Raw genomic sequence first — 17,166 nt, 5'->3', positions numbered from 1 at the left:
ACTCGCAAACATGGCGCAGAGCGTTTCGCTTCAGATCAGCCGCGCGCGTCTGATCCTTTTGCCAAGCCCCGGACGTACTTCGGAAACACTGAACGAACACCGCGCTATTTTTAAGGCCGTGACCAGCGGCGACAAAAAGGCTGCGCGAGACAGGATGCAGTTTCATCTGGAACAGCTGATGCCGCAACTCTATGCGCTTGAAGCCACGCGGCCAGAGTTGTTCAACGTGGCCCCCGCGCGGGCCTCGGCAGACTAATCCCTATACCCAATTTTGTGACGACCCCACCGGAGGCTCAGAATGCTGCGCAACATTGATCCTATTCTTTCCCCAGACCTGCTTCATGCACTACGCGCCATGGGACACGGCGACGAGATTGTGATCTCTGACGCCAACTTCCCTGGCACCAGCAGCGGGCCGACGTGCATTCGCGCAGATGGGTCGACCGCAAGTGAAGTGTTGAAGGCCATTCTGTCCGTCATGCCGCTGGACGCATTTGTCGAGGATCCCGCGCTGACCATGCAGGTTGTCGGTGATCCCGATGCGATCCCCGAGGCGGTCGCGGATTTTCAGGATATCATTAATGAAGTTGCCGACACGCCCGCTCAAATCCAAACACTGGAGCGGTTTGCGTTCTATGACCGCGCAGCGACGGCCTTTGCAATCGTTCAGACCGGAGAGCGGCGCCTTTACGGCAACATCATCCTGAAGAAAGGCGTCATCGGATAAAGGCGCGTAGCTTCGCGGGTTGGCTCCTGATCCGAACCTGCGAGGCGGCCCTGTAAGGACCACGCTCAAAATCACACGACGGGGCCGGCTGATGCGCGGCCCCGTCACCTTTGGTGCCTACATAACAGCGCCAATTTGCCAGGGAACGAATTCTGCGCCGCCAAAGCCAAGCTCTTCGCTTTTGGTTTCTTCGCCGCTTGCGACGCGAATGATCAGGTCCAACAGCTCTTCGCCTTTGTCTGAGATACTGACGCCGTCCGTGACGATGTCGCCGCAGTTCAGATCCATATCTTCAGACAAACGCGCATACGTTTCCGAGTTGGTCGCGACCTTGATGCAAGGCGTCGGCTTATAGCCCGACACAGAGCCGCGGCCGGTCGTGAACACGATAATATTGGCGCCTGACGCCACCTGCCCCGTCACGGAACAGGGATCAAAACCCGGGCTGTCCATAAAGACAAAGCCCTTGCGATCGATAAGTTCGGCGAACTGATACACGCCCGCCAGCGGCGCGGTGCCGCCCTTGGCAGTCGCCCCAAGGGATTTTTCCAGAATGGTGGTCAGCCCGCCGCGTTTGTTGCCGGGGCTTGGATTGTTGTCCATCTCGCCTTTATTACGCGCAGTGTAATCCTCCCACCATTTGATCTGATCGATAAGCTTCTCGCCGATCTCGCGGGACTCGGCGCGCGAGGTCAATAGATGCTCTGCGCCATAGATTTCAGATGTCTCGGAAAGGATCGTGGTGCCGCCATGACGCACCAATAGGTCGGAGGCGTGCCCAAGTGCCGGGTTCGCGGTGATTCCGGAATATCCATCAGACCCACCGCATTGCATCCCGACCGTAATCTCTGAAATCGGCGCAGGCGCACGGGTTGTCTGGTTTGCAAGCTCTAGAATGCCCTCCAGTTCCCTCAGACCACGTTCGATGGTGCGGCGTGTGCCGCCTTCGTTTTGAATGGTCATATAGCGCATCGCGCCGTCGGCCCGGATCTGACGTCCGCCGACCAGATCCGCGATCTGCATTACTTCGCAGCCCAGCCCGACCAACAGGATCCCGCCAAAGTTCGGATGCTGCGCGTATCCTGACAGGGTACGGAACAGCGCCTGATAGCCTTCGTTGGACCCGGACATGCCGCATCCCGTGCTGTGCACGATCGGCACCACGCCATCGACGTTCGGAAACCCATCAAACAGCCCCGCCTTTTCGGCAGCCTCTGCGATAAATCGCGCGACAGAGCCCGAGCAGTTCACGGTCGTCAGAATGCCCACATAATTACGTGTGCCAACTTTGCCGTCCGCGCGGTGATAGCCCTGAAAGCTGCGCGTTTCTGCGATCTTGGGCAGCGCCACGCAATCTGCGCCATAGCGATAGTCCTGCTGATGCGCCCCCATGCCCAGATTTTGCACGTGCACATGCTCACCCGGCGCGATGTCGGCTTTGGCTTCGCCAATGATCTGACCATAGCGATAGACCGACTCGCCTTTGGAAATCTGGCGCACCGCGATTTTGTGGCCGCGCGGAACAGAGTTCACCAGAGGCACACCCACCTCTTCGATGTCAGAGCCAGCGTCCAGATCACGCAGTGCGATCACCACGTTGTCACGGTTGCTCAAGCGAATAACCTCCGCCGCGTGTGAGCGCTTGTCCACGTTGCTCTCCCTTCTTTCCAAAAAAGCTTACCTTGCCTATTCGACTAGCTTGACTAAATTTACCTGTCAACTAACATGTTAGTAGGTTAGGAAGCGATATCGCTCACTATAAACGCCCCGAAATGAGACCTACATGAAAGCCAGCGACACCACTCTGCTTAACAATCGCTCCAAGATCCCAGCGCCGCTCACTCGCATGGGATTTGGCGGCGCAGCCCTTGGCAATCTGTATCGCAAGATCGAGGAAGAAGACGCGCAAGCGGCGCTCCAGGCGGCATATGATGCAGGCATTCGTTACTTTGACACGGCGCCACAATATGGTCTGGGCCTTAGTGAAATGCGCTTCGGCGACGCGATCCGACGCTTTGGTCGCGACGATATCCAACTGTCCACCAAAGTCGGCCGTCTGCTGCTGGATTGCGAACCCCATGAGGTCACGCCCGAAGCCTTTGTCGATGTTCCACAAAAGCGCATCGTTTACGATTATACCTATGACGGGGTGATGAAATCCTATGAGGCCAGCAAATCCCGCATCGGAATTGAACGCGCCGACATCCTTCTGGTGCATGACGTAGACGCCTTTAGTCACGGCGGCAGCCAAGAGGTCAGCGACGCGAAAGTCCGCGAACTGTTTGACGGCGGCGGCTATCGCGCGCTGGACGAGCTGCGCAGCGCTGGTGAAATCGCGGCAATCGGGGCTGGCGTCAACGAATGGCAAGTCTGCGAAAAACTTATGGGGCTTGGCGACTTTGACGGTTTCCTGCTGGCGGGGCGGTATACGCTGCTCGAGCAAGAAGCGCTGGAAAGCTTCTTGCCGCTTTGTGTGAAACAGGATGTGGGGATCATTCTGGGTGGGCCGTATAACTCTGGCATTCTGGCCACCGGCGCTGTCGAAGGCGCGAAATACAACTACGCCCCTGCGCCTGACCATATTCTGGAGCGCGTGCGTAAGATCGACGCCATCTGCCGTGATCATGGTGTCAAGCTGATCGAAGCAGCCCTTCAGTTCGTGCTGGGGCACCCTGCCGTCAAAACCGTGGTGCCCGGTGCCGTCAACGCACAAGAAGTGCAGGCCAACGTCGCGGTTCTTGAAACTCCGATCCCGCCTGCGTTCTGGTCGGACCTGCGCAGCAGCGGCCTTATCCGCGCCGACGCGCCCCTGCCAACGGAGACTGTGTAATGCGCATCGATGCCCACCAGCATTTCTGGAAACTCGACAGGGGCGACTATGGCTGGTTGACCTCGGATCTGGCGCCGATCTATCGGGATTTTCTGCCGCAGGATCTGGACGCAACGCTGGCCAAGCACGGCATCGACGGCACCGTTCTGGTACAGGCCGCGCCGACGCTTGCCGAAACCGAGTTCATGCTGTCTCTTGCCGCACAGACCCCTTTTATCAAAGGCGTTGTGGGTTGGGTGGATTTTGACAGCCCAGAGGGTTTGGCCGACATGCGCCGTCTGGCGACAAACCCCGCGCTGGTCGGTCTGCGTCCCATGATTCAGGACATAGCCGACACGAACTGGATGCTGCGCGACGACGCGTCTCCGGCGTTTGATGCGCTGACGGCGCTTGATCTGACCTTCGATGCACTGACGCTGCCGCAACATCTGAAAAACCTGCGCAGGCTTCTGCACCAAAGGGCGGACATGCGCGTGGTGATCGATCACGCCTCTAAACCGCTGATCGCGGATGGGATTATTGACGGTTGGGCTGCGGACATGACAGCCTTGGCCAAAGACACCAACGCCTTCTGCAAACTGTCGGGTATGGTCACCGAAGCGGGTGCCGATTGGACCGCTGCGCAGTTGAAACCCTATGTCGATCACCTGCTGGCCACCTTTGGCCCAGAGCGTCTGATTTGGGGCAGTGACTGGCCGGTCTGCACGCTGGCTTCGACCTATGACGCCTGGGTCGAGGCAACCGACACGCTTCTTCAAGGTCTCACGCAACAGCAGCGCGATGCCGTTCTGGGCGGCAACGCCCGCAAAGCTTACAAACTGGTGAATATCGCATGACCAATCCCATCATCCCAACCTCCGGAACCTGGCTTGGCCGCGTGAACCTGCCTGATGTTGGCCCCGCGGTTGTCACGCTGCGCGATGGGCAACTTGTTGACATCACATCCCAGACCGCCCCGACAGTGTGCGACATCCTGGAACGCTCTGATGCGGCACAATATGTGCAAACTGCCGAAGGCACCCCCATCGGGCCGCTGGATCATCCGCATGACTGGCTGGCGCCTTGCGATTTTCAGGCGGTCAAAGCCTGCGGCGTGACCTTTGCAGGATCAATGGTCGAGCGTGTCATCGAAGAGCAGGCCGCTGGCGATCCCGACAAGGCCGCAGGCATTCGCGCGCGGATCGGCGCAAGGATCGGTGACAGCCTGTCAAACATCATCCCTGGCTCTGCCGAGGCTAAGGCGGTCAAAGCCGCCCTCATCGAAGAGGGGCTCTGGAGCCAGTATCTTGAGGTTGGCATTGGCCCAGACGCCGAGGTCTTTTCCAAGGCGCAGGTTCTGTCCTCGGTCGGGCACCAAGCCGAAATCGGTCTGCATCCCATATCCAACTGGAACAACCCAGAACCCGAAATCGTACTCGCCGTTAACTCCAAAGGCGCGATCCAAGGGGTGACCCTTGGAAACGACGTGAACTTGCGCGACGTCGAGGGGCGCTCTGCGCTGTTGTTAAGCAAGGCCAAGGACAACAACGCCTCTTGCGCGATTGGCCCAATGATCCGCCTCTTTGACGCCAGCTATGCGCTTGATGATGTACGCGGCGAAGTCTTGACCCTGACGGTAAAAGGAACGGACGGCTATGAATTGAACGGACAGTCCTCGATGCAGGAAATCAGCCGAGACCCCGAGGATCTTGTGGCGCAGACCATTGGCCGGCACCATCAGTATCCAGACGGGCTGATGCTGTTTCTTGGCACGCTTTTTGCCCCCACGCAGGACCGCGACACCGAGGGCGGTGGCTTTACCCATAAGATCGGCGATGTGGTCGATATTTCCAGCCCGAACCTTGGCACGCTTTCCAATACCGTTAACCTTTCTACCGAATGCCCCGAATGGACCTTTGGGGCGACGGCACTCATGCGAAATCTGGCCAAGCGCGGCCTACTTTGAACAGGATCAAACATGCTCACAGGGAAACATCTTATCGCGGGCGACTGGGTCGGATCTGACCAGACGTTTTCGTCCGAACCGGCCCATGGCGAGGCGCATGACTTTGCTGTCGGTACCGTCGATCTGGTCGATCGTGCGGTCGAGGCGGCCGAGGAGGCCTTTGTCACCTATGGCTGGAGCACGCGGGAAACCCGCGCGGCCTTTCTGCGCAAGATCGCAGACGAGATTGACGCACGCGGCGATGACATCACCTTGATCGGCACCCAAGAAACCGGCCTGCCCGAAGCCCGACTGATCGGCGAGCGCGGCCGCACGACGGGTCAGCTGCGCCTGTTTGCAGACCATATCGAGCAGGGCGACTATCTGGACCTGCGCCATGATCCGGCCTTGCCAGACCGCGCGCCGCTGCCGCGTCCTGACCTGCGCATGATCCAACGCCCGATTGGGCCTGTGGCGGTGTTTGGCGCCTCAAACTTCCCGTTGGCCTTTTCCACAGCGGGCGGCGACACCGCCGCCGCGCTGGCGGCAGGTTGCCCGGTCGTGGTGAAAGGCCACTCTGCCCATCCGGGCACCGGCGAAATCGTCGCCCAAGCGATCGAGGCCGCGATTGCGGCGACCGGAATGCCTAAGGGTGTCTTCTCGCTGGTTCAGGGCGGCAAGCGCGATGTGGGCACGCGTCTTGTTCAGCACCCGCTTATCAAAGCCGTTGGCTTTACCGGCTCGCTTGCCGGAGGACGCGCCCTCTTTGATCTTTGCGCCGCCCGTCCCGAGCCTATTCCCTTTTTTGGCGAACTTGGGTCGGTCAATCCGATGTTCCTTCTGCCGCAAGCTATGGCCGCTCGTGGCGACGCGCTAGGCGCGACTTGGGCAGGTTCTCTGACCATGGGCGCCGGGCAATTCTGCACCAACCCTGGCATCGCCGTGGTGATGGACGGCCTGCACGCCGACAGCTTTCAGGAGGCTGCACAGACCGCCCTGTCCGAGGTCGCAGACCAAACGATGCTGACAGACGGCATCGCGTCGGCCTATCGCGACGGCGCCGCGCGGGTGGCGTCGGGCACGGGCGTCACGCAGATCATGGGCACCGCCTGCGACACGCGCCACGCAGCGCCCTATCTGTTTGCCGTGTCAGGAGACGACTGGCTGTCAGACAAAGCCCTGCACGAAGAGGTCTTTGGCCCGCTTGGCATCGTCGTGCGCGTGAAGGACATGGCACAGATGCAGACCGTCGCCCGCGCAATCGAAGGGCAATTGACCTGCACGCTTCACATGGATCCAGGTGACACATCCGAGGCCGCGAAACTCTTGCCGCTATTAGAGCGCAAAGCCGGTCGTATCTTGGCCAATGGCTTTCCCACCGGCGTCGAAGTCTCGGACTCGATGGTGCACGGCGGCCCCTACCCTGCCTCGACAAACTTCGGCGCAACCTCTGTGGGTACGCTTTCGATCCGCCGCTTCCTGCGGCCGGTGTGTTATCAGAATATGGACGCGGCCCTGTTGCCTGAAACCATGATCTGAACCGACGAACAACGGGCCAATGCGGACACCTTCTGCCACAAACCCTATTTGCCACCCCACGTGCGACTCGCCCACGCGCCTATCTTCTCTTCACCATCTGAAACTGGACTATCACCGAAATGACCCAGACACCGGGCCGGCTTGCCGGCAAAAAAGCACTCATCACCGCCGCGGCACAGGGGATCGGACGCGCGTCCGCTGAACTCTTTGCGGCCGAAGGCGCCCAAGTTATCGCCTGCGACATCAACCCGGACGCGCTGGCAGAGCTAGCGGGCATCGACGGCATCACGACGCTTGTTCTGGACGTCACCGATGCCGACGCGGTCACCGCTGCGGTTGCGCAGGTGGGCACGCTGGACGTGCTGTTTAACTGCGCAGGCTTTGTCGCCAACGGATCGATTCTGGAGTGCGACGAAAAAGATTGGGACTTCAGCTTTGATCTGAACGTGAAAGCGATGTTCCGGCTGATCCAGCTGACGTTGCCAGACATGCTGGCAAACGGCGGCGGCTCGATCATCAACATGTCCTCGGTGGCCTCTTCGATCAAAGGCGTGCCAAACCGCTTTGCGTACTGCGCCTCAAAAGCTGCCGTGAACGGGATCACCAAATCCGTGGCAGCGGACTATGTCACCAAAGGCGTGCGCTGTAATGCGATCTGCCCTGGCACTGTGGACAGCCCGTCCATGCACGGACGTCTGCGCGCAACAGGTGACTATGAAAAGGCGCTGGCGGATTTTATCGCGCGCCAGCCTATGGGCCGGATCGGCACCGCCGAGGAAATTGCGGCCCTGGCACTCTTCCTTGCCAGTGACGAAAGTGCTTTTGTCACCGGACAGACCCACAACATCGACGGCGGCTGGTCCGTTTAGACTTCAGGAGACTTAGACATGAAACTTTTGCGTTACGGCCCGGTGGGGTCTGAAAAGCCTGGGATTTTGGATGACGACGGCAAAATCCGCGATCTTTCTGGTCACATCGACGACCTGTCCGGTGAAGCCCTCAGCGACGAAACCCTGACCACCCTGCGCGGGCTGGATCTGGCGACGCTGCCGGTGGTCGAAGGCGACCCCCGCATTGGCGCCTGTGTCGCCAATGTTGGCAAGTTCATCTGCATCGGCCTGAACTATGCTGATCACGCTGCCGAATCCGGCATGGAGCTGCCCGCAGAGCCTGTGATCTTTTTCAAGGCCACCTCTGCCATCACCGGCCCGAACGATCAGGTCGAAATCCCACGCACATCGGTGAAAACCGATTGGGAAGTCGAACTGGGTGTAGTGATCGGCAAAGCTGCGAAATACGTCAGCGAAGAAGACGCATTGGATCACGTGGCGGGCTATTGCGTTGTCAACGATCTGAGCGAGCGTGACTTTCAGCTGCATCGCTCTGGCCAGTGGGTCAAAGGCAAATCTGCCGACACCTTTGGTCCGATCGGTCCCTGGTTGGTGACGCGCGACGAGGTGGCCGATCCGCAGGATCTGCCGATGTATCTTGAGGTCAACGGCCACCGCTATCAGGACGGGTCAACCAAAACCATGCACTTTGGCGTCGCCACCGTGATTTCGCATCTGTCCCAGTTTATGTCCCTGCAACCGGGCGATGTTATCTCGACCGGCACGCCTCCGGGCGTGGGCATGGGTCAGACCCCACAGACCTATCTGAAAGCTGGCGACAAAATGGAGCTGGGCATCGAAGGTCTGGGCGTTCAGCGTCAGAACGTCGTGGACTCGGAATAACCTGCATCCCGCTTGCCAAGGCAGATCACCTACGTGACGTCTTTGGCCTCAGACAGATGTACGGCCAGCGCATCCCCAAGGGTGCGCTGGTTTTTTCACACCAATAACCAGAGATGCGGCGACTACAGCCAACGTTGATAATCGCTCACCAGCAGGTGCATCGGCGCTTCGTCTTCTTCGATCTCGGAAAAACGACCCAGTTTCTCGCGGAAGATATTGTCTGTCTCGTCGTCGTTAACGGTCGAGACTTCGCCGATCAAAACATCGCCGCCCTCACCCCAGAACGCATGCCAGTCGCCCGGCATCAGAGTCACGCTTTCGCCGGGCTGCAAGGCGATCTTTTCGCCAGCCGCAAACGTGCGCGGTGTGCCGTCACACAGAACCTGCCCGCCCCGATCCTCGGCAAAGTTGCCCGCATCGTCTGAGCCGAACAGCTCGACGACCAACGTCGCCCCGCCCCGGTTGATGATATCTTCGGCCTTCAGCACATGGGTATGCATTGGCGACAGCTGGTCCTGACGCGAGATCAGCAGCTTTTCAGCATAGCACATGCCGGTGCCATTCTGCAGATCGGACAGACGACCATTGCGCAGGGTGAACAGGAATAGACCCATAGTATCGAAGTCGCCGCCGCCATAGTCGGTGATGTCCCAACCGCAACGCGACGAAATCAACGCCGGAGACTGCGGCGCGCGGGACTGGAAATCCTCGACAGACCAATAGGCAAAGGGCGGCAACGCAAACCCGTGTTTGCGGATGAACTCATCCCCTTCCGCCATGATCTTGTTTACAAATGACCGTTTCATACGACCTCCTTGCGACCGCCAGACTACTCTTGAACCCGTGCACTTTGCACGTAGTTCGATACAGCATCCTTTCGGGTCAAGTTCCAGCGCAAAGGCCAGACGGTCGGCAGAAAATTGGGTCGGCTCCGGCAAAAAGCGTCGTCACAGCGTATTGGAAGGCAAAGGCCAAAAGGCCCCTGCCTAAACCATTTCCGGCGTCATGCGGATCTGTGCGGGCATATTCTGGGTGATTTCTGCCAGAGCCGAAACCGCAATGAGCGGCGCACTGCGCAGGGACGGCACCAGACCAATCGGACCTTTCAGACGCGCAAGACTGTCTGGCTCCACCCCTTGCGCCACAAGCTCGGCACATCGTTGGGCATGGGTGCGTTTGCTGCCTAGGCTGCCAATAAAGAACGCAGGCGTCTTAAGGGCCGCGCGCAAAATCGCGGGCTCCCATTCGTGGTCGTGAAAGAGCGTCAGAACAGCAGAAAACGGATCAGCATCCTTGATCGAAATCTCTTCATAGGGCGATCGAAGGTGCTGCATCTTGTTGGGTGAGAGGGTGCACAGGGCATCAAGGTCATCTGTGTCAGGCGACAACAGATCAATCTGCAAGCCAACCGCTTCGGCGGCCTGTGCCATTGACCTGAAAATCGCGCCCCGCCCAGCCAGCACCAAACGAAACACCGGCACATACTCAAACTGCACCACGCCCTGCCCCGGCCCGTCGGCGCCATCGGCAGAAAAGGTCAGCTGCGCGGGTTTCCGGTCGGCCAAAGAGGCCGCAGCCTGCGTCAGCGCCGCGCCGTCGGGATTGGGATCAATCACAATCGTCAATGCGCCGCCGCAGGGCAGCTTGAGGTCCATAAACCGAGACCCCTCGCCATAGCGCACAACCTGCCGTTTGCCTGTCTCAAGCGCATCCAGCGCGCGCAGGCGAATGTCGCGGTCGATGCAGCCGTTGGACAGATAACCGGTCATTTCACCCCGCGCATCCACCATCGCAAGCGACCCCACGTCCCGCGCGGCACCCCCCTCGATGGCGATCGATGTGATCAGCGCAAAGGGCTGCTGTGACGCGAACAGACCCGCGGCCTTCGAGATGATCTCGGCCGCGTGGTCCACATATGTGATTTGCTCAGGCCTTAACGTCTTCATTGAAGGTTCCCGCAAAGGACTTAAAGAACTTCGCCGCCAGCTTTTTAGCGGTGCTTTGGATCAGGCGGCTGCCAAGCTGTGCCAGTTTGCCACCGATTTCGGCCTTGGCTTCATAGCGCAGGATGGTGGCATCGCCATCAGGGGTTAGCGTGACTTCGGCACCGCCCTTGGCGTGACCAGCCGTGCCGCCATTGCCTTGACCGGTCAGGGAAAACGCATTTGGCGCACCAGACGTGTCCAGCACAACGTCGCCGCCAAACCGGGCCTTAACCGGACCGATTTTCAGAACGACCTTGGCTTCCATCTCGGTGTCGCTGTGTTTGATCAGTTCTTCACAGCCGGGGATACACTGCTGCAGAACCTCTGGGTTGTTCAGCGCTGCATATACCTCGTCCATCGGAGCGTCGATTTTGATTTCGTCAGAGAGTTCCATGTTTCATCCTTTAACAACAGGGGAATTTGATCTTTGCCAAAAGTTCAGCCTGCTCTGGTTTCAGAGCAAATTTGGCGCGAAGCTTTGTAAAAAGAGGTCTGATGATCCTCATGCGTCCTCCTTTTCAAGCTGGGTGAGCAGCGCCTGATAGTCCTCGGGCGTATCGATATCCCGATAAAAGCCGGGGGCGGCCATCTCGTGGAACTGCACATGCTGTGGGTTGTCTTGTGTGAACCGCCGGCATCCGGGCGCGCGCGGGTTTTCCGTCAGGCGCGGCCTAAGCGAATGGGGCACAACGATTGGGTTGCCGCGGGAATCCCCGTGGCGCGGGATCGAGATTTTCTCTGCACCCGCAGAGGCATGCGCCTTCAGAAGATCCTGCAAGTCTTTGGCTGTCAGAAAGGGTTGGTCCCCCAGCCCGATCAAAAGCGCTGCCGCGTCGGGTGCATGCGCCAAGCCGCAAGCCACAGACGACGCCTGCCCCTCGGCATAGCTGTCACAGAACACCGTCGTGGCACCGCTGTCGCGCAGTGCGGCCTCAACCCCAGCACGCGCGTGACCTGTCACCACCAACACAGGCCCCTGCGTGGCCCGGCGATAGACGTCCACCATATGCGCAATCATGGGGCGACCCCGCACGGACAAAAGCTGTTTGTCCTGCGCGCCCATGCGGTGCGACAGGCCCGCTGCGAGAATGACGGTTGCGACCTCATGCATCCGGAGTGGTCTCCTGCGCACGGCGGCGCTGGATCAGCTCTGCCAGAATGGACAGCGCGATTTCTTCAGCGGTCTCTGCGCCGATATCCAGCCCCGCGGGGGCTTTGACTGTGTCGAGCGCTGCTTCGGATACTCCCGCCTCGGCCAGTTTCTTGCGCAAAGACGTGAATTTTCGCACGCTGCCCACAAAGGCCACATAGTCAGACTGCCCTGCCAATGCCGCCTTAAGCGCATCCAGATCGCCTTGGCCTTGCGTTGCGATGACAACGGACTGGTACGGCCCGCTAGGGGTTTCGCCAGCAGATCCATCGCTTACGGCCCAATTCAATGTCGGCGCCAGATTACGCAACGCCCGCGCGACAGGGGATGCGCCCAGAACAACCAATTCAGGCGTGGGCAGGACGGGTTCGACAAAGATATCGATGCTACCACCAGACGGGCAGCCATTGCGGGCAAATTTGATCCCGTCTTTCAGCTCTCCGGATTGCACGCCCTTTGCCTCAAGCTGCTCCTCTGGCGCGATCGAGACCAGTTTCGGCGCGCCTTCTTGCAGGGCTTCTTTGGCAATCCGAGCCACAGCGCCGCGGGTACAGCCCCCGCCAAGCCAGCCATGCACAATTGCGCCATCTGCATCCAGCAGCGCTTTTGCGCCAAGGGTGGACGAGGTCGACCCGGCCACACGCACCACCGTGGCCAGCACAAACGGTTGCTGCGCGGCGCGCAGATCCTGCGCGATACTGGAAAGTTCGACGTCAAAGCTGTCTGGGTGGCTCATAGGTGGACAAGCTCCCTTTCTAGATCGGCCAGATGGGCCAAAGTGTTGGCGGGCCGGAAAATATCGATCCATGGCAAAGCCGCCGCCATCGCGCCCGCGACAGGTTCATAGTCAGACCACCCTTTCAACGGGTTCAGCCAGATCACTTTGCAGCCGCGTTTCTTCAGCTTTGCCAGCGCGTCTGCGGTTTGCTGGGGCGGGCTGGTGTCGTAGCCATCGGACAGGATCAGAACCACGCTGCGTCCATCGACAAACCGCTTGGCATAAGTGTCGGCAAACCGTTGCAGACACGGCCCGATCTTGGAGCCGCCCCCGAACCCGTCAGCCATCAGTGACATACGCCCAATTGCGCGCATACTGTCCTTGTCGCGCAAGGCCTCGGTGATGCGCACAAGCCGCGTGTGAAACAGATAGGCATCGGCTTGTTTGTCTGACCGCATCAGGCCCGCGAGGAAAGCAAGAAACACCTGCGCATAGACACTCATGGATCCCGACACATCACACAGCGCAACGATGTTGCGGGTGCGGTCAGGACGTCGTTTGCGCAGCAGAGCCAGCGGCTCGCCGCCTGTGGCCAGACTGCGCCGGATGGTTTTGCGAAAATGCAGACGGTCGCCTTTGCGCGCAGCGACCCGACGGCGCGAGCGGCGGTCACGCAGCGCTGCACCAAGGCGGCGGGCGACGTCTTCGGCTTCGGCGATGTCTTCGGCGCGGACCAGATCGCGCAGATCCTTGCGCGACAGATTGCGTTGATGCGTGGCGACCAGCTTGCCCGTGCCGTCACTGTCGGCTTCGCCATCCCCATCAGGCGCGGTCTGCTCGCCTGCGGACCCTGCGTCCTGCCCCGCGCCATCGCGCGAGGAATGCACATCGTTGCTAAAGCTGGACTGCGCTTTTGGGATGGATTTTTCTTTCACGCGCCCGGAATCCAGCCAATAGCTGTTAAAGAGGTCATCAAACCGGTCCGCTTCTTCTTTGTAGCCGGTACAGACCGCGCGCAAGGCGAGACGACAGTCGTTGATGACGGCCGCATCCACATGCGTCAAAGCCGTCATCGCAAGCTCTGCTTCGGCGACACCCAGCCGCAACCCATTGCCGCGTAGATGCGCGACGAACCCGGCCATGCGGGCTGCAGGGCCCGGATCACGGGCCGCGAATTTGGTGACGCGACTCACGCGGCTTTCCCGGCAATGCGCGCAGCGACCTCGGGCGTCACATGGGCCTGATCGCTTTGGGTTTTCAGCAATGTCACCAAGGTGGCATGCAGCACGTCGGGCGCGTCGGTCAGATCAGCAATCCCCAGCCCCATCAGGGCCGCTGCAAAGTCGAGCATTTCGGCAATGCCCGGGGTCTTTTCCAGCTCGGTTTTACGCAGATCCTGCACGAAGCCAACGATCTGCTGCGCCAGCCGGTCTTCGACATCCGGGCAGCGCGCCTTCAGGATCGCCATCTCGGTCGCGCGGTCGGGATAGTCTACATAGGCATAGAGACAGCGTCGACGCAGCGCATCCGACAAATCGCGTGTGCCATTAGAGGTCAGAATAACAGTCGGGCGGCTGGTTGCTTTAATCGTGCCCAATTCAGGAATCGACACCTGAAAATCAGAGAGAACCTCAAGCAGATAAGCTTCGAATTCTTCGTCCGCGCGGTCGATTTCGTCGATCAGCAACACCGGAGCCTCTGGCTGTGTGATTGCCGCCAGCAACGGGCGTTCCAGCAGAAAGTCGCGCGAAAAGATGCGCTCTTCGACGGATTTTCCGGTTTCGCCATCCTCGGCAGACGCACGAATGCTGAGCAGCTGCTTTTGATAGTTCCATTCATAGATGGCCTGCGACGCATCCAGACCCTCATAGCACTGCAAACGGATCAGGCTGGTGTTCTGGGTCGCAGACAGCGCGCGGGCAACCTCGGTCTTGCCGACGCCTGCCGCGCCTTCAAGCAACAGCGGACGCCCCAGACTGAGGGCCAGCCCAAGGGCCATTGCCAGATCATCGGATGCAACATACCCGTCACGCCGCAGCGCGGATTGAAGTTCGCTCGTGTTCATGGGTCAGTGTGCGGGGCGCACGATGGTCATCGACGCGCCCCGCGTCCTTTCTTAGTCATGCAGTCCCAAACCGTTGGCGGTCTTCCAGATCCGCCAGTGGTCGTGAGGCATGTTTGTGTGAGTATTGCCAAAGGCGCGGAACGCGTCCTGAACGGCATTGGAGAAACATGGCACACCGCCAACATGTGGGCTTTCGCCGACACCCTTCGCACCGATTGGGTGGTGCGGAGATGGCGTGACCGTGTAGTCGGTTTCATAGTTGGGCACTTCCCATGCAGTTGGCAGGAAGAAGTCCATCAATGTCCCGGTTTTCACGTTCCCCATATCGTCATAGGCAATCTCTTGGCCCAGAGCGACCGCGAGTGCTTCGGTCAGACCGCCGTGGACCTGCCCTTCGATGATCATCGGGTTGATCCGCGTGCCACAGTCGTCCAGCGCATAGAAGCGGCGGATTTCCGGAACACCGGTGTCCACGTCGATGTCCATCACACAGACATAGGCGCCGAATGGGTAAGTCATGTTCGGCGGATCGTAATAGCTGACCGCTTCCAGACCAGGCTCGATGCCGGGGATTGCCTGATTGTAGGCGGCAAAGGCGATTTCTTTCATCGTCTTGAACTTTTCAGGCGCGCCTTTGACCACGAAACGGTCGATGTCGAATTCGACGTCATCGTCGTGAACTTCCAGCAGATAAGCCGCAATCATCTGCGCCTTTGCCCGAATTTTACGACCCGCCATCGCGGTGGCCGCACCGGCTACCGGAGTGGAGCGCGACCCGTAAGTTCCCAGACCATATGGTGCTGTGTCTGTGTCGCCTTCCTCGATGGTGATGCTGTCGGCAGGCAAGCCGATCTCGGACGCCAGGATCTGTGCAAAGGTGGTCGCGTGGCCCTGACCCTGAGAAATCGTGCCAAGCCGTGCGATCGCAGACCCAGTTGGGTGGATGCGGATTTCACAGCTGTCAAACATGCCCAGACCAAGAATATCGCAATTCTTGACCGGCCCTGCCCCGACGATTTCCGTAAAGAAACTCAGACCGATGCCCATCAGCTTGCGCGTTTTGCCAGCCTTGAAGTACTCAACCCGCTGCGCTTGTTCAGCCCGTAGACCGTCATAGTCCACAGCCTTGAGCGCCTTGTCCCAAGCGGTGTGATAGTCGCCTGAGTCGTATTCCCAACCCAGCGCCGCCTGATAGGGGAACTGCTCTTTCTTGATAAAGTTGATCCGGCGCAGCTCTGCTGCGTCCATGTTCAACTTGATCGCAAGCACTTCGATCATCCGCTCGATGAAATACACCGCTTCGGTCACACGGAAGGAACAGCGATAGCTGACCCCGCCCGGTGCCTTGTTGGTGTAAACGCCGTCGACTTCAAGGAACGCCGTCGGGATGTCATAAGAACCAGTACAGATGTTCATAAAGCCCGCAGGGAACTTGGTAGGATCCGCACAGGCGTCAAAGCCGCCGTGATCGGCCGTAACGTGGCAATGCAGACCGGTGATCTTACCGTCTTTGGTCGCAGAAATACGGCCCTTCATCCAATAATCACGCGCAAATGCGGTGGTCATCAGATTGTCCATCCGGTCTTCGATCCACTTCACCGGCTTGCCCGTGACGATCGAGGCGACGACGGAACAGACATAGCCCGGATAGGCACCAACCTTGTTGCCGAAACCGCCGCCGATGTCAGGGCTGATGACGCGAATGTTGTGCTCTTCGAGGCCGGAAATCAGGGAAACGATTGTCCGGATCGCGTGCGGAGCCTGGAAAGTGCCCCACAGGGTCAGCTTGCCATTCACCTTGTCCATCGACGCGACACTGCCGCAGGTCTCAAGCGGGCAAGGGTGCGTACGGTGATAGTACATGGTCTCTTCGGCCACGACTTCGGCGTTCGCGATCACCTGTTCGGTCGGCTCCTTGTCACCCGCTTCCCACGTGAAGATGTGGTTGTGGTGTTTACGAGGACCATGCGCACCGTCCATCGGCTTGCCTGACTCATCCACCGTGTCTTCGCGCAGAACCACATCGGATTTCAGCGCTTCAAACGGATCCACCAGAACCGGCAGCTCTTCGTATTCGACTTCGACAGCTTCGATACCATCGGCCGCTGCATAGCGGTCGTCTGCGACAACAAAGGCAACTTCCTGTCCCTGGAACAGCACTTTGCCGTCTGCCAGAACCATCTGCTTGTCGCCCGCGAGTGTCGGCATCCAGTGCAACGCCAGTGGCTCCAGATCCGCAGCGGTCAGAACCGCGTGCACACCAGGAACTTCAAGGGCTGCCGAGATATCGATGTTCTTGATGCGCGCGTGGGCGTAGGGCGAACGCACAAAATCCCCAAACAGCATGCCGTCCAGTTTGACGTCATCGACATAGTTGCCTTTGCCCTGAGTAAAGCGAGCATCTTCCACGCGTTTGCGCGAACAGCCCATACCTTTCAGGTTTTCGACCCGCTCTTCGCGGCTTGTGACTTCATCTTTCATTCTGCCGCCTCCTT

17 protein-coding genes are annotated in these 17,166 nt (G+C 59.4%); 8 read left to right on the top strand and 9 right to left on the bottom strand.

The features are described 5' to 3' along the window. Both ACEQWH_RS15015 and ACEQWH_RS15010 read left to right on the top strand, forming a co-directional pair. On the top strand, positions 1 to 256 hold a 256-nt coding region (locus ACEQWH_RS15015), incomplete at its 5' end, for an FCD domain-containing protein (RefSeq protein WP_370232193.1). A 42-nt stretch (positions 257 to 298) separates the two neighbouring features. Next, on the top strand, positions 299 to 727 hold the full coding sequence (locus tag ACEQWH_RS15010) for an RbsD/FucU family protein (protein ID WP_370232191.1): 429 nt from the start codon (positions 299 to 301) through the stop codon (positions 725 to 727). 117 nt (positions 728 to 844) lie between these two features. Here ACEQWH_RS15010 and ACEQWH_RS15005 read toward each other — a convergent pair whose 3' ends face one another. Beyond that, positions 845 to 2,377 carry a UxaA family hydrolase gene (locus ACEQWH_RS15005; RefSeq protein WP_370232190.1) on the bottom strand — a complete coding sequence of 511 codons (1,533 nt, stop codon included), beginning with the start codon at positions 2,375 to 2,377 and terminating at the stop codon, positions 845 to 847. Positions 2,378 to 2,510: 133 nt separating this feature from the next. On the opposite strand from ACEQWH_RS15005, the gene ACEQWH_RS15000 reads away from it, so the two are divergent. The 6 genes from ACEQWH_RS15000 (at position 2,511) to ACEQWH_RS14975 (ending at position 8,753) form a co-directional block, all read left to right on the top strand. Continuing rightward, positions 2,511 to 3,557, top strand: coding sequence for an aldo/keto reductase (locus tag ACEQWH_RS15000; protein ID WP_370232188.1), 1,047 nt, complete (start codon positions 2,511 to 2,513; stop codon positions 3,555 to 3,557). Then, the gene (locus ACEQWH_RS14995) at positions 3,557 to 4,393 is read left to right on the top strand and encodes an amidohydrolase (RefSeq protein ID WP_370232186.1); all 837 of its coding nucleotides are present in this window, start codon (positions 3,557 to 3,559) and stop codon (positions 4,391 to 4,393) included. The genes ACEQWH_RS15000 and ACEQWH_RS14995 overlap by 1 nt, the downstream gene beginning before the upstream one ends. Then, on the top strand, positions 4,390 to 5,502 hold the full coding sequence (locus ACEQWH_RS14990; protein WP_370232184.1) for a fumarylacetoacetate hydrolase family protein: 1,113 nt from the start codon (positions 4,390 to 4,392) through the stop codon (positions 5,500 to 5,502). The genes ACEQWH_RS14995 and ACEQWH_RS14990 overlap by 4 nt, the downstream gene beginning before the upstream one ends. 12 nt (positions 5,503 to 5,514) lie before the next feature. Then, entirely contained in the window at positions 5,515 to 7,020 is a 1,506-nt protein-coding gene (locus ACEQWH_RS14985) for an aldehyde dehydrogenase (NADP(+)) (RefSeq protein ID WP_370232182.1), read from the top strand. Between the two features lie 119 nt (positions 7,021 to 7,139). Beyond that, positions 7,140 to 7,889, top strand: coding sequence for an SDR family oxidoreductase (locus tag ACEQWH_RS14980; RefSeq protein ID WP_370232181.1), 750 nt, complete (start codon positions 7,140 to 7,142; stop codon positions 7,887 to 7,889). Positions 7,890 to 7,907: 18 nt separating this feature from the next. Continuing rightward, positions 7,908 to 8,753 carry a fumarylacetoacetate hydrolase family protein gene (locus ACEQWH_RS14975; RefSeq protein WP_370232179.1) on the top strand — a complete coding sequence of 282 codons (846 nt, stop codon included), beginning with the start codon at positions 7,908 to 7,910 and terminating at the stop codon, positions 8,751 to 8,753. A gap of 122 nt (positions 8,754 to 8,875) precedes the next feature. Here ACEQWH_RS14975 and ACEQWH_RS14970 read toward each other — a convergent pair whose 3' ends face one another. The 8 genes from ACEQWH_RS14970 to ACEQWH_RS14935 form a co-directional block, all read right to left on the bottom strand. After that, positions 8,876 to 9,559 (bottom strand): D-lyxose/D-mannose family sugar isomerase, encoded by a 684-nt coding sequence (locus ACEQWH_RS14970; RefSeq protein ID WP_370232177.1) that lies wholly within the window; start codon positions 9,557 to 9,559, stop codon positions 8,876 to 8,878. Positions 9,560 to 9,739: 180 nt separating this feature from the next. Next, a complete protein-coding gene (locus ACEQWH_RS14965; protein ID WP_370232175.1) occupies positions 9,740 to 10,699 on the bottom strand; it encodes an XdhC family protein in 960 nt (319 codons plus the stop codon). After that, the gene (locus ACEQWH_RS14960; protein WP_370232173.1) at positions 10,680 to 11,132 is read right to left on the bottom strand and encodes a CoxG family protein; all 453 of its coding nucleotides are present in this window, start codon (positions 11,130 to 11,132) and stop codon (positions 10,680 to 10,682) included. Before ACEQWH_RS14960 ends, ACEQWH_RS14965 begins: the two co-directional genes overlap by 20 nt. Positions 11,133 to 11,240: 108 nt before the next feature. Continuing rightward, positions 11,241 to 11,849 carry an NTP transferase domain-containing protein gene (locus ACEQWH_RS14955; RefSeq protein ID WP_370232171.1) on the bottom strand — a complete coding sequence of 203 codons (609 nt, stop codon included), beginning with the start codon at positions 11,847 to 11,849 and terminating at the stop codon, positions 11,241 to 11,243. Beyond that, complete coding sequence (locus ACEQWH_RS14950; protein ID WP_370232169.1) at positions 11,842 to 12,624, bottom strand: XdhC family protein; 783 nt, start codon at positions 12,622 to 12,624, stop codon at positions 11,842 to 11,844. Before ACEQWH_RS14950 ends, ACEQWH_RS14955 begins: the two co-directional genes overlap by 8 nt. Then, the gene (locus ACEQWH_RS14945) at positions 12,621 to 13,799 is read right to left on the bottom strand and encodes a VWA domain-containing protein (RefSeq protein ID WP_370232167.1); all 1,179 of its coding nucleotides are present in this window, start codon (positions 13,797 to 13,799) and stop codon (positions 12,621 to 12,623) included. The genes ACEQWH_RS14950 and ACEQWH_RS14945 overlap by 4 nt, the downstream gene beginning before the upstream one ends. Then, on the bottom strand, positions 13,796 to 14,671 hold the full coding sequence (locus ACEQWH_RS14940) for an AAA family ATPase (RefSeq protein WP_370232165.1): 876 nt from the start codon (positions 14,669 to 14,671) through the stop codon (positions 13,796 to 13,798). Before ACEQWH_RS14940 ends, ACEQWH_RS14945 begins: the two co-directional genes overlap by 4 nt. Before the next feature lie 51 nt (positions 14,672 to 14,722). Then, a complete protein-coding gene (locus ACEQWH_RS14935; RefSeq protein ID WP_370232163.1) occupies positions 14,723 to 17,152 on the bottom strand; it encodes an aerobic carbon-monoxide dehydrogenase large subunit in 2,430 nt (809 codons plus the stop codon). Positions 17,153 to 17,166: the final 14 nt, after the last annotated feature.

The organism is Cognatishimia sp., from assembly GCF_964229375.1.
Classification (GTDB): domain Bacteria; phylum Pseudomonadota; class Alphaproteobacteria; order Rhodobacterales; family Rhodobacteraceae; genus Cognatishimia.
This window is presented reverse-complemented; position numbering and strand designations above follow the sequence as displayed.

Coding starts and splice junctions, on each gene's coding strand:
- ACEQWH_RS15010 (WP_370232191.1), top strand. CDS start 299: ATGCTGCGCAACATTGATCCTATTCTTTCCCCAGACCTGCTTCATGCA.
- ACEQWH_RS14970 (WP_370232177.1), bottom strand. CDS start 9,559: ATGAAACGGTCATTTGTAAACAAGATCATGGCGGAAGGGGATGAGTTC.
- ACEQWH_RS14980 (WP_370232181.1), top strand. CDS start 7,140: ATGACCCAGACACCGGGCCGGCTTGCCGGCAAAAAAGCACTCATCACC.
- ACEQWH_RS14955 (WP_370232171.1), bottom strand. CDS start 11,849: ATGCATGAGGTCGCAACCGTCATTCTCGCAGCGGGCCTGTCGCACCGC.
- ACEQWH_RS14965 (WP_370232175.1), bottom strand. CDS start 10,699: ATGAAGACGTTAAGGCCTGAGCAAATCACATATGTGGACCACGCGGCC.
- ACEQWH_RS14950 (WP_370232169.1), bottom strand. CDS start 12,624: ATGAGCCACCCAGACAGCTTTGACGTCGAACTTTCCAGTATCGCGCAG.
- ACEQWH_RS14975 (WP_370232179.1), top strand. CDS start 7,908: ATGAAACTTTTGCGTTACGGCCCGGTGGGGTCTGAAAAGCCTGGGATT.
- ACEQWH_RS14940 (WP_370232165.1), bottom strand. CDS start 14,671: ATGAACACGAGCGAACTTCAATCCGCGCTGCGGCGTGACGGGTATGTT.
- ACEQWH_RS14935 (WP_370232163.1), bottom strand. CDS start 17,152: ATGAAAGATGAAGTCACAAGCCGCGAAGAGCGGGTCGAAAACCTGAAA.
- ACEQWH_RS15000 (WP_370232188.1), top strand. CDS start 2,511: ATGAAAGCCAGCGACACCACTCTGCTTAACAATCGCTCCAAGATCCCA.
- ACEQWH_RS14985 (WP_370232182.1), top strand. CDS start 5,515: ATGCTCACAGGGAAACATCTTATCGCGGGCGACTGGGTCGGATCTGAC.
- ACEQWH_RS14995 (WP_370232186.1), top strand. CDS start 3,557: ATGCGCATCGATGCCCACCAGCATTTCTGGAAACTCGACAGGGGCGAC.
- ACEQWH_RS14990 (WP_370232184.1), top strand. CDS start 4,390: ATGACCAATCCCATCATCCCAACCTCCGGAACCTGGCTTGGCCGCGTG.
- ACEQWH_RS14960 (WP_370232173.1), bottom strand. CDS start 11,132: ATGGAACTCTCTGACGAAATCAAAATCGACGCTCCGATGGACGAGGTA.